The organism is Guptibacillus spartinae, from assembly GCF_028610625.1.
Classification (GTDB): Bacteria; Bacillota; Bacilli; order Bacillales; family Guptibacillaceae; genus Guptibacillus; species Guptibacillus spartinae.
This window is the reverse complement of record NZ_JAQQWU010000003.1, coordinates 298,763-311,191: the sequence shown is the minus strand read 5'-3', so window position 1 is coordinate 311,191 and position 12,429 is coordinate 298,763. Positions and strand designations below refer to the sequence as shown.

Annotated in this window: 11 protein-coding genes; 3 read left to right on the top strand and 8 right to left on the bottom strand. The window is 38.2% G+C overall.

Going from position 1 to position 12,429, the window contains the following annotated elements:
• The first annotated feature begins 95 nt into the window (after nt 1-95).
• Nucleotides 96-1,019, top strand: a complete 924-nt coding sequence (locus PQ511_RS08120; protein ID WP_273851402.1) for a C40 family peptidase — start codon at nt 96-98, stop codon at nt 1,017-1,019.
• Nucleotides 1,020-1,120: 101 nt separating this feature from the next.
• On the opposite strand, the gene PQ511_RS08115 is transcribed toward PQ511_RS08120, so the two are convergent.
• Nucleotides 1,121-1,825: a response regulator gene (locus PQ511_RS08115; RefSeq protein ID WP_273851401.1), complete on the bottom strand. Its 705-nt coding sequence runs from the start codon at nt 1,823-1,825 to the stop codon at nt 1,121-1,123.
• A gap of 3 nt (nt 1,826-1,828) precedes the next feature.
• A complete protein-coding gene (locus tag PQ511_RS08110) occupies nt 1,829-2,980 on the bottom strand; it encodes a sensor histidine kinase (protein WP_273851400.1) in 1,152 nt (383 codons plus the stop codon).
• A gap of 271 nt (nt 2,981-3,251) precedes the next feature.
• Here PQ511_RS08110 and PQ511_RS08105 point away from each other — a divergent pair, with 271 nt between their 5' ends.
• Both PQ511_RS08105 and PQ511_RS08100 read left to right on the top strand, forming a co-directional pair.
• Nucleotides 3,252-3,884: a YigZ family protein gene (locus PQ511_RS08105; RefSeq protein ID WP_273851399.1), complete on the top strand. Its 633-nt coding sequence runs from the start codon at nt 3,252-3,254 to the stop codon at nt 3,882-3,884.
• 201 nt (nt 3,885-4,085) lie between these two features.
• The gene (locus tag PQ511_RS08100) at nt 4,086-5,165 is read left to right on the top strand and encodes a glycosyltransferase family 4 protein (protein WP_273851398.1); all 1,080 of its coding nucleotides are present in this window, start codon (nt 4,086-4,088) and stop codon (nt 5,163-5,165) included.
• Between the two features lie 40 nt (nt 5,166-5,205).
• Here PQ511_RS08100 and PQ511_RS08095 read toward each other — a convergent pair whose 3' ends face one another.
• The 6 genes from PQ511_RS08095 to PQ511_RS08070 all read right to left on the bottom strand — a co-directional run bounded on the left by PQ511_RS08095 (nt 5,206) and on the right by PQ511_RS08070 (nt 12,407).
• A complete protein-coding gene (locus PQ511_RS08095; protein WP_273851397.1) occupies nt 5,206-6,174 on the bottom strand; it encodes an LCP family glycopolymer transferase in 969 nt (322 codons plus the stop codon).
• Between the two features lie 40 nt (nt 6,175-6,214).
• Nucleotides 6,215-7,333: a glycosyltransferase family 4 protein gene (locus PQ511_RS08090; protein ID WP_273851396.1), complete on the bottom strand. Its 1,119-nt coding sequence runs from the start codon at nt 7,331-7,333 to the stop codon at nt 6,215-6,217.
• Nucleotides 7,330-8,556: a glycosyltransferase family 4 protein gene (locus PQ511_RS08085; protein ID WP_273851395.1), complete on the bottom strand. Its 1,227-nt coding sequence runs from the start codon at nt 8,554-8,556 to the stop codon at nt 7,330-7,332. The genes PQ511_RS08090 and PQ511_RS08085 overlap by 4 nt, the downstream gene beginning before the upstream one ends.
• A 198-nt stretch (nt 8,557-8,754) precedes the next feature.
• Nucleotides 8,755-9,819 carry a glycosyltransferase family 4 protein gene (locus PQ511_RS08080; protein ID WP_273851394.1) on the bottom strand — a complete coding sequence of 355 codons (1,065 nt, stop codon included), beginning with the start codon at nt 9,817-9,819 and terminating at the stop codon, nt 8,755-8,757.
• Nucleotides 9,816-11,507, bottom strand: a complete 1,692-nt coding sequence (locus PQ511_RS08075) for a class I SAM-dependent methyltransferase (protein ID WP_273851393.1) — start codon at nt 11,505-11,507, stop codon at nt 9,816-9,818. The genes PQ511_RS08080 and PQ511_RS08075 overlap by 4 nt, the downstream gene beginning before the upstream one ends.
• Before the next feature lie 201 nt (nt 11,508-11,708).
• Nucleotides 11,709-12,407, bottom strand: coding sequence for a glycosyltransferase (locus PQ511_RS08070; RefSeq protein ID WP_273851392.1), 699 nt, complete (start codon nt 12,405-12,407; stop codon nt 11,709-11,711).
• Between the last annotated feature and the right edge of the window lie 22 nt (nt 12,408-12,429).

Here is a 12,429-nt window from a genome sequence, read left to right as displayed (position 1 = left end):
TTCATCGTCCTGTTATCTCAATCATGTAAACTAGCAATCGTGATAGAGAAAAGAAAATAAAAGGTTTAAACTTATAAATCAGGGGGAATTATATTATGTTTAAGAAAGTCGTGATCACTACTACACTAGCCGGTACTCTTTTATTAGCACCAAATGTAAGTGAAGCAGCTTTAGGCGACCGTACCCTTTACAATGGCATGAGCAACTCTGATGTAACTGAACTTCAAAACGTACTTGACGATAAAGGTTATTTTGACTACCATACAGCAACAGGATATTTTGGAAACATTACTGAAGACGGCGTACGTGACTTCCAACGTAGTGCAGGCATTAGCGTTGATGGCGTAGTTGGCCCACAAACAGTGAGCGCATTAAAAGGATCAACATCTTCTAAATCAAGCAGTTCTTCCAATACATATAGCGGAACACTTCGTTATGGCGACCGTGGATCAAGTGTGACAAACCTACAAAGCCAGCTGAAATCAAAAGGTTATTATAACTATTCAGTTGATGGCATCTATGGATCGATTACACAACAAGCTGTTCGTAGCTTCCAAAGCTCAAACGGACTTAGCGTAGACGGAATTGCAGGACCAAACACCTTTGCAGCACTTGGTGGAGCTTCTGTAAGCAACTCTTCTTCACAAGTTAAGAGTGCATCAACATCTAACTCTTCTGTTGTATCAATTGCGAAGCAATACATGGGTGTACCATATGTTTGGGCAGGAACATCTCCATCTGGATTTGACTGCAGCGGCTACCTACAATACGTATTCAACAAAGCTGGCGTTTCTATTCCACGTACTGTAGCTAGCATCTGGAACGCAACAGATAAAGTTTCTTCTCCTTCTGTTGGAGATCTTGTTTTCTTTGAAACATACAAATCTGGTCCATCACACGCAGGTATTTACATCGGTAACGGTCAGTTCATTCACGCTTCATCTTCTTACGGAGTAACAATTAGCAGCATGGACAACTCTTACTGGGCACCACGTTACCTTGGAGCAAAACGCGCATAATGATAATAATCAAGAAAAAGGATCTCCACGTTGGAGATCCTTTTTTTGATTCACTTTTCCTCTCTCAGGAACGGAAAACTCCCCAAAGAAAAAGGCGCGCCTCAGCGCACCTTTACCCAGCCTTTTTTTATTGCTTCCACAACAGCCTGAGTTCGATCATTTACGTTCATTTTTTGCAGAATATTCGATACGTGATTTTTTACTGTTTTCTCACTAATATAGAGATCTTCCCCGATCGAACGGTTGCTTTTCCCATCTGTTAGCAACTGAAGAACTTCGCATTCTCTGCGTGTTAAAATATGAAGAGGTTTGCGATATTCCACCTCTTTATAGCCGATTTGGGCGGATGGTCTTTTTCCTTCAGTAGCAAGTCGACGATATTCATTTACTAGGTTATGCGTTACCTTAGGGTGAATATAAGCTCCTCCGGAAGCAACAACCTTAACGGCTTCAACAAGAGAATTAGCGTCCATTTCTTTTAGTAAGTAGCCGGCTGCTCCGGTCTTCACAGCATGCGTCACGTACGTTTCGTCATCATGAATGGAAAGGATAATTACCTTTGTTTCAGGGACTTGTTCAATCAGTTGTCGTGTCGCTTCCACACCATTGACATGTGGCATATTGATATCCATTAACACAACGTCGGGCTTGTTTTCTTCAACAAGACGAAGTGCCTCGTCTCCATCATCACCTTCTGCAATGACTTCAAAGTCATCTTCCATATCCAGAATACGCTTAACACCTTCACGGAACAAGCGATGGTCATCTATAATAACAATTTTAGTTTTGGTCTTTGCTGCATACATCTCTTACACGCCCTCCTGTTCATGTATCGGGATTCTTATCAGTATATATGTACCCTTGTTTGGCGTTGATTGAACCTGAATCGATCCATTTAATAATCCGACACGTTCTTTCATCCCGATTAAACCAAATGATTGATCTTTACGTACGTTCACATCAAAACCAATTCCATTATCTTGAATGGTTACCACAATCTTATCACCATCAAGTTTCAGGTCAACACTTATTTCAGTTGCTTCAGCATGCTTGAGAGCATTTTGTACGGCTTCTTGAACAAGTCGAAAGATGGCTGCCTCAAGACGAACGTGAAGTCTCTGAATCCCTTCATAATAATCAAAGTAAATTGTCGCCTCTGATCGATCATCTACTTTATTTAAATACTTTAACAAAGTAGGCACTAAACCAAGATCATCAAGCGCCATCGGACGAAGATCATAAATGAGGCGCCTTACCTCTTTTAACGCATCTTCAATTAACGATTTCATATCCTTAATCTCTTTAAATGCTTCATCTTTTCCTTTTTTCTCGTAAATTCTTTCAATTAATTGCGAGCGTAATAAAACATTCGCGAGTACTTGGGCAGGACCATCATGAATTTCTCTAGATAGTCGCTTTCTTTCTTCTTCTTGCGCTTCAATAATTTTAAGTCCATATTCTTGCTTTCGCTTAGCGTCCTCAATGACTTCGCCGTACTGTCTTAATTCGCCATTCAGATAACTTAGAACGGTTGAGATTTGGCTCATAAATGACTCCGCTTTATCCGAAGTGTTCTGCAAAGAAGAAATCCGTTGTTCAAGATCCGATATCTGATCTTTTAACCGTGTTTCCTTTTCCATGCTAACTGATAGCTTAATTTGAGCGTCTGAAGCCTTTTCATAGGCATTACGAATTTCTGGCTCTTTATAGTCCTGAAAGTTCTTACTAATCTTCACAAGTTCAGCACGGGCTTCACGATCCATTTGCAATCTTTCTTGCCTGAGACGATGAACATTGTCGAGTTCTTCTTTTAATAATTGAAGTTGATTATTGACCTTTTGACACTCGTCATGAGAAAGCTCTCCAATTTCGAACAATTTCGATTTACTACTATTAATACTCTCCATTGTTCTGTCGAGAATGACATCTAATGAATTTGGATCAAGCTTTTGAAAATCCAAGAGCTTACCCCTCCATTCCTTCAAGGGACGGACGTTAAGAAAAGATAGTCCAAAAGTACTTCTTTTACAAAATTCGTATGTGACCGTCTGTTTATGACTTGAGGATCTATATTTGATGGATTAATCTAAGAAACTTATAATAAGAAGGACGTTAAAACCCTTTATTATTTTCTGACTTAAATACGAAGGTTCCATTATGTACTATTCGATAATTAGAAACAAATCCCTTTCATTCATTAGAATGTTGAAAGAATATCTGGAGGTTATTCGCATGCTTACTTCATATTATACCGTTAAAAACGAAGGAGAAAACGAAATCGTCATACAAAAATCTCGATTTATAGCTCACGTCAAGCGAACCCCCTCAGAAGAGGAAGCCCAAGAGTTTATTCAATCCATCAAAAAAAGACACGCGAGTGCCACTCACAATTGCTCCGCTTACTTAATAGGCGAGCAGGACTTGATTCAGAAAGCGAATGACGATGGAGAACCATCGGGCACAGCAGGTGTTCCAATGCTTGAGGTTCTAAAAAAACGAAATTTAAAAGATACTACCGTAGTCGTTACCCGTTACTTTGGTGGCATTAAACTAGGTGCAGGTGGTTTAATTCGTGCCTATGGACAATCAGTTTCAGAAGGACTGAATGCAACTGGAATAGTGGAGCGTAAATTAATGACCAAAATAACCACTGTAATTGATTATTCTTTATTAGGTAAAGTCGAAAACGAAATCCGTTCGTCGAACTACTTATTAGATGAGATAAAGTATTTGGAGAATGTCCAAGTTCGAACACTTGTGGATAGCAATACAGAAGAAAATTTTATTGATTGGATGACCAATACTGTAAACGGGCAAGCCACTATAACAATTGGAGAACAAGTGTATCAAGAGTATGATGTGTAAAATGGTTACTGATTAACCCAAAAGGGTATTGGTAATTATAGATCCTCCTATCATTCAACATGAAAGTCCCATATTCGGGAAAGATAGAAACATTAGGATAAACTCAATAAAAGCTTAATAAGAAACCTCTTGCAATACACATCTATTTTGATATGATATGAAAGGAATGAATTACTATTCCTCAGTTAGAGGGGGATTTTATTGTATTCGTTAACAGAGTATTTGATTGCTTTTTTGATATCTATAACCGTGGCTATTTTAGCTACACCTGTTGTGAAATTCTTATCACTGAAATTTAAAATTGCTGATAAACCAAACCAGCGTAAAGTTCATAAAGGATTAATGCCGTCTGCCGGCGGACTTGCCATTTTTGCTGGAACCGTTGCAGGATTTTTATATTTAAGTCCTTACTCACCTTATATGCCTGAAATTGTCATTGCTGGAACGTTAATTATCGTATTAGGCGTGTTTGATGATCGTTTTGCAGTCTCGCCTAAAGTGAAGTTAGTTGGTCAAATTATCGCTGCGATTATTGTCGCGTCATCAGGCTTACAAGTAGAATTCATTTCACTTCCTTTTGTTGGGAGAATTGAATTTGGGTTTCTTAGCTTCTTTATCACAGTATTATGGATTGTTGGTGTTACCAATTCCATTAACTTAATTGACGGACTAGACGGGCTTGCTGCTGGGGTTTCTACAATTGCTTTAGGTTCGATCTTAACAATGGCCATTCTTGACCAACAGCTTGTAGTCATTGCACTTGCGGTCATATTAATTGGTAGTACACTCGGCTTCCTTATTTTCAACTTTCATCCAGCAAGTATTTTCATGGGAGATACTGGAGCACTCTTTCTCGGATTCGCTATTTCGGTTATATCAATGCTTGGATTGTTTAAAAGTGTAACTGTCTTTAGTTTGATTATACCTGTTATCATTTTGGCAGTTCCCATTTTTGATACGTTCTTTGCAATTGTTAGACGTGTTTCGAGAAAGCAAAAGATTTCAACGCCTGACAAGTTTCATATCCACCATTGTTTACTCGCTATAGGATTCTCACATCAATCAACCGTTATTATCATTTACCTTCTCAGCTTTTTCTTTGGCATCACAGCCATTTTGTTTTCAGCGTCCACTTTATGGGGTTCTCTTTTCTTACTCCTATTAGTTCTCGTAGTCATTCAGTTTACTGCCGAATTAATTGGGCTAATTGGTAACCAGAAAAAACCCCTCATTAATACGTTAAAGAAACTGTTGGTTTTCACAAGTACAATGAAACGTTAAAAAAGCATCCGCCTAATAGCGGATGCTTTTTAACGTTTTATTATTTCGAAGAATTAAGAATGTCATTTAATTTCTGGCTTAACGAAGCTACGCTTTCTTCATCTGGTTTAAAGTAATAAACGTCATTTATCCGTTCATCCACTCCATCAATTGAAAGGCTTTCGATATCCGATGAACTGACATCAGAATAAGCTTTTTGAAGAGCAAACAATTCCGTTGGCTTTAGATTTGTTTCAATATTGTTGCCAATGTGTTGAGCGATATCATCTAACTTGAACAAACCTGATGCTGTCGAAACCTCATCCATCGCTGCCTTAATCACCTGTTTCTGTCGGTCGCTTCGTCCGAAATCTCCTCGTGGATCATCTTTACGCATACGTGCATAGGCCAGCGCCTCGGTACCATCAAGAGTCATAGACCCCTTTGTAAAGGTCGCTCTCCCGCCCGGTACGTCTGTATGAGCAACGAAATCAAATGGCACATCAACGGTAACACCACCAATTTCATCAATAACATCTTTAAATCCTTCAAAGTTTACTTTCACATAGTAATCAATTGGAATGTTTAAGAAATTCTCAACGGTATTAATGGTCATTTCTGTCCCACCATAGGCATGTGCATGGGTAATTTTGTCTTCAATACCTTTTCCGACGATTTCCACACGAGAATCCCTTGGAATGCTGAGTAAGTTGACCTTCTTTGTATCAGGATCAACCGTTGCGACCATGAGCGTATCCGTTCGACCGTTCTCTCCACCAGTTGAATAATCTTCTATTCCCATGATTAAGATGGAAATCGGATCTTTTGTGACCGCTACTTCCGCGTCACGCAACGCCGATTTTTCTCCTCTAGAAAGTCCCTGATAGGAGCCGGATGCTGCATCATAAGCATTATAGGCAAGATAAGCACCATAGCCAATTAAGACCAGGACAATTAACAGGACAAAAGTTAAAAGTCTGCGAAAGAAGCTTTTCTTTCGCCTTCTTCTAATTCTTGATTGTTTTTTCATTCTGTTTCCCCGCTTCTTTCAAGCTTCTCTCTTTTTACCGCTACATGTTTAGCAAAGAGCGGTAAAATTTAAGCAGTTTTTTTTCTTCACAAGTCCAGTTATATTTAAGTTCAAATGCACGTCTAGCATTTTGGCCAAGTTCTTTCGTCTGTGCAGGTTGACTTAAAAGCTGATGGATTTTAACTGAGATTTCCTCAGGATTCTCCGGGTTAATGACAACGCCTCCCTCACTATCTTCAATCACTTTTGAATAGTGTGGGAAGTTGGAAGAGATAATGGCATTGCTTGCAGCCATATACTCAAATAATTTGTTTGGGAGAGCAACAAGGTGGTTTGGATAGGGCAAATAAGGTAAAATCCCAATAGCTGAACGATTCACATAAGCTGATATTTGTTCGTAGGGTACCCTACTTATAAAAGTTACATTCTGATTTATTTCCAACCGATCAATCAATTGATGTACTTCATCTTTAAAATGCTCAGATTCAAAACTACCAAGAAAGAGTAATTTTGCCGCAGGTGTTTTTTCTACTGCCTTAGCAAACCCTTCGATGAGCTGAAGAACGCCTCTTATCTTTGTAATACCACCTAAATAAATGATTTGGTTCTCATCCTTTTCATTCGATGGTTCTGGGAACATTTCCTTTAATGGATAATTTTCAATTTTGCATCCATGATAATGACGATACCGTAATCCAATTTCTTCTGTCGTATAAATCACGCCACTAATTTTCATAAGGGCTAATTTTTCTGTCAAGATATAGCCAAGCTTCATCGGCACTTTTATTAAAGAAGGGATATATTCTCTACCCATTATCGTATTTGGATAATGCTCATGTACATCATAAATGACTGGTTTTTTTAGGAAGACCTCAATCATAACCCCCACCAGCATTAATTCAGGATCATGAAAATGGTAAAGATCGGCTTTAGTCTTTTTAGCAAGCTTATAAAGATGAAAAAGAGATCGAAGTCGTTCCTTCACTCCTGAAGGGCGTTTAAAAGGAATAAGCGGGATATCTTCCGACTCAGCCACTTCTGGCTTAGGCGCAATTAATACGACGTCATATCCCGCTCTTTTTAAACTTTTACACTGTTTATGATAAATACGTCCGTCATAGGGAGAATGAATGGACGTGATAACACACACTTTTTTCATTGTGACCAACCTTTTACACGATCCTGAGTCGATTCTAACAACCGCACTAAGTTTCTAGATAATTCTTGTCGATTATATTTTAACAACATTTTGCTTCGAACATCTTTTTCTAATTGCTCCATAATGTGAGGGTTAGAAGTAGCCTCTACCACAACATTCGCAAGCGACTCCGCATTTTCTGGTTCAAAAAAGAGACCTGCGTTTAAACTTTCAACAATTTCTTTTGATTCTCCTCCAATTCCTAACAGAATCGGTTTGTTCATAGCAAGACAATCAAACAATTTAGATGGAATGGTAATATCAAAAAGAGGGTGGTTTTTCAAAATAACAAGGCATAAGTCAGCCGCCGCATAAAAGCCATTCAACTCTTGCTTTGCTCGACTATCTAGGATCATGACGTTCTGAAGATTGTTTTCTATTTTGTAGTTTTGTAGCCTTTCTTTTTCAGCACCTTCTCCTATAAGCACAAAAGTTATAGAAGAGACACTTTTCAACTTATGAGCTGCTTCTAACACAGTTTGAAGACCTTGTGCAATGCCCATGTTACCTGCATAAAGAATAAGAAACTGGTCTTCCAGGCCATATTCCGAACGAATTTTCAATCCTTCTTCAGGTACTAATAATCCCATTTCACTAGGATTTACACCATTTGTGATAACGTCAATTTTACTTTCAGATATTCCTTTTTCAACGAGGTATCTTTTATACCCATGAGTGACAACAATGATGTGATCAGCCTGTTTAAAAAGAAACCATTCTAATTTCCGAGCCATTGTGAGCAACTTTTTATTATTAATTTGATTTAGTACTTCTGCAAAATCCACCCATAAATCCCGAACTTCAATAACGAATTTGGCACGTTTCAACTTACTTAATACATAACCAGATAACCCAACGAAAAGCTGTGGAGTTGTAGCAAATACAACGTCAGGCTTTTTAGCAAATAACCCGGCTATAATCGAGGTTGTCATAAACGAAACATAATTTAACATCCTTCTTAGTGTACTCTTCTTCGTGTCTTGAACAACATAAGAACGTATGACATTTAATCCTAGATGCTTGCTGGATTGAAGTAGTTTTTTGGAAGAAATATGATTCGGAAAAGCTGTAACGACTGTAACATCACAGCCCTCTTCTACCAAATTCATTGACATATCATAAGCACGTGCTTGAGCAGCGCCTATCTCGGGCGGGAAATGTTGAGATAGATATAAAATCTTCATAATGAATCCTTTCCCTCTTAGCAAGAATACGACATAAAAACACTTCTTTCATTATACTTCGTAATGATTGGAAAGAAAAGTTGATTAGGATAACCAGCAGAAGTGTAAACGAAATTTTACACTCCGTTAATAAAGCCATTGCCTTCTCCCCATAATGAAGAAGCGATTCAATCATGCACATACAAAAAGCCCGGTAGATCACCAGACTTTTTGCGCAGTAGATAACCTCTGAAGCAAATCAAAATATTGCGTAACAACATGTTTAATTGAATAGTCTTTTTTCACCTTTTCCATCCCATTCCTAATTTGAATTCTTCGTTCATCTGCATCATCCAGGAGACGACCCACAATGGATTCACACGTCGGCAAATCGTGGAGTTTATAGGTTAGTCGCTGTAATGACCCTAAATAAATTTCAGGAATGGCTCCAACCGTTGGGGCAACAGCTGGACATCCACATGCCATCGCTTCAATCAAACTCATACCAAAGGATTCGCCTTTTGATGTACTAACCGTACAGCCACCGCTCTCTGCAACCATCGAGTAGAGATGAGGCATTTCATTGTACTCCATGCGATCGATCCATTGAATTCGCAGATGACGCTTATTCGCCTCATGGAAGAGATGTCTTGTTGCTTTAGCAGAGGCCGTTTCACCCCCAACAATCCAGAATACACAATCATCTCGACGTGCAGATATTCTTTCTGCAAGTTCTAAAAATCCTTGCCAATTTTTATGATCATTTAGTTTTCCAACCCAACAAATGATTTTTTTGTTTGTAATCGGCCGAACTTCTTTTCGAGAAAATAATGTGGTATCAAGACAATTGGGAATCACAAACGTTCCCTCTTCTGGAGCAGAATAATCCTCTATGATCCTTTCTTTACTGTAGCTTGAGGGAACGATATATCCAAGAAAGCGACGCTGATCCTCTTCTACCAAATAATTTAGCTTGTACGAAATCCCATGCACCTCTTGAATCATTGGCACTTCACATTGAACTTCTATTAAATAATCCGTAATTTCTTTTGTATCAATTGCAATAATTAAATCAAATTCATGTTCTTTCACATAATCATGAATGGTAGCAGGCTCACTCGTCACTGTAATTTTATCGTAGTTATCAAACGCCGTTCTCCCTCCATGATCAGAAAGAAAAATAAAATGAGGATCACAAACGGATTTCAGAAATCCAAGTCGATTGGCTAATTGCGTCGTTACACCACCTAGTAACAAGTAACGATAGATATATAGGATTTTCATTGTTCTCCTCCCTCCAAAGCGTAAATCGCTTCCTCTAGTAGCTCACTTAAGGACTTTTCTTTATCAAGGGAAATGATCTTTTGCTCTTGTAGAGGAGCATTCCAGTTTTCAGTATATAAAATTGGAACTTGAAAGGTAGTCATCGTGTGAAAAGGTATCAATAATCCGCGCTTTTGAAGGGGAAGAATGCCGAACGTCCATCTTTTCACTCTTTTTCTTACATCATCATCATTTGTATACTCTCTTAGCGATAATCTTTTTGTATTAATTGGAGCTTTATCAGGAAGATTGTAACCGATAAGTTCAATTGCCATCGACTTGTTTGCAACAAGCATTTCTTTAATGGCTTTATAATCTACGGTATCTTGTCCAAGATCCCCAATATATCCGGCAATCACCCGCGCTGCTCCTTTGAAAGAGCTAACCATACTCTTAGATTGCATTTCCTCCGATACAAAGGAAAGATAGCTCGCGTTTCTCGAAATCAAACTTTTAGGATAAAGGCTATTTAACGTAAAATGGTGAACCTCTTGATCTGCAATTTCTTTAGGTAAATAGTAAATACGCCACTTCTGCCATTGAAATCGCCCTATCCTTTTTGCCAATTGAAGGTCCTGTAAGCTTATATACAAATCTGGTGCAACAAATAGATGCGAATGATCCCAAAAATCTGAGGCGCTCATTTGAATGATCTTTTCTCCAGTTCGATATAATGGTGTTATCGAATGAGTGATGTCTTCATGTACATAAACGACATTTCGGTCTTTATGACTAAGCACATTCACTAATTGATGAGAGAATACTAAACTATTTTTTCGATAGAAAGAACCCTTTCCAAACACAACCGTAACGTTTCCCATTGCTTGAAAACGACTAAGCTGATTTTCCAAGTTGCATTTCTTTATATGTATGGCCATATCTTGAGGTTTTTGGAGTATCTCCCTTTTTTCTTCTGATGAAAGTTCAACTTGCTGGATTAGGGCATCATGCTTTCGTTTTACAAAAGGAAGATTTTTGACCAATTTGTTCTTTTCTTGCAATCTTGCTAGTTCTTCATTTTTTTTCTCTTCAAGCTTTTGATATACCACCTTAGCGTATTCTTTATTTAATCGATCATTTACAGCTTCCATCTCATTTAACACATTACTTAGCATTTTCTCTGACTCGTCAGATGTTTTCATAACATTTCGGAGAACGACACTAACATAATATTCATCAACACGGTGATCAATCAGTTCATTGCTTAAGAAAATCGCTTCCCATTCCTCTTTTAAGTGAAAGGCATGCTCTCTCTTTTCCGTAACAATAATTTTCCCGTTGGGCTTTAAAAGTCTTTGCACTTCATATTTTTGTTCAGCAAGAGTTTCAGCTAATGTATCTTCAATAATAAGGGCATCAAAGTAATTCGTTGGAAACGGAATGTCGCCTGAAAGGTTTACTGCCCAAAATGTGCTTGTACAATTAACGTTAGGTTGGTCAACCACTCCCCCACCAGCATAGGTAGAAATAAGGTTTACCATGTCTAATTGCGTATCTTCATTAATAATGGAAAGAATTCCAGGTGTCTGGCTTATATGCAGAATATGTTTTCCTGAAGCTCTAGACCCACACCACCGTAATCTCGACCGTTGAGGTTCAGGTATGGTAAGAGTTTCACTTTGCAAATGCTCTAACTGATTTTTTAACATGCCACTCTCCTGATTCCACTGCAAAGGCAGCTCTAATGAATTGGATACCATTTATTAGCATTATAGCTCATTCCATATGTTCAAAAAAGGATTGTGGGTCATTTTCCAAGGATTTTTAAATTGTTGGAAAGCTAGGGAGAAATGATATTTTTCGAAAAAAAAAGCTGCCGGAAGGCCCGACAGCTTTTCATTCAGTAACAATTAACCCCAGAAGTTGCTGAGAATCTGTTTCTTTTCATTCTCATCTTCAATTAATCCGTCGATATAGCGATTTTCAAATGATGTGGACATATTATTCGAATGGATCACTTGCACATAGTTTCTTGGCTCTAATAATTCATGATTAAGACTGTGGACAGACAGATGGCCTTTAACCGGATGACGCTTCCCTTCTAAATACTCGCTCACCTTATAAATGAGCGTATAGAAAGGTGGTGATTTGATTTTAGCTGTCGCCACTTTATCCGAATACTCATCATAAAAATAACCATATTGATTGATTAGTGCTTCGGTCCCTTCTGATGGTTGATGATTTTTCAGAAATTCAAAGTATCCTTTGTGATACATATCATCTGAATCAATTCGGGCAAAGTAAACCTCATCATATCCCTGAATCTCACGCTCTAACGTTTTGTTATACGCATTTTTAGGAACAAATTTGATGTTTTCTGGAAGTGGATCATGCTGTTTTAGCGCGTTCATTACATGCTCTTCAGAGCGCTGATCATATTGAAGGATTGTTGTAAAATCTTGATTTGTTTGCGCTTTAAGACTTTTACATGTGTACTTCATAAAAATCCCCATTCGATGATCGATCCATTCTTTCGTCAAACGGTTATCGTTCACGTCTGTTAACGCCCAATTATTAAATGCGATTGGCACCAAAATCTTTCTTTTCAATTTCATCACTCTCCCACAATTA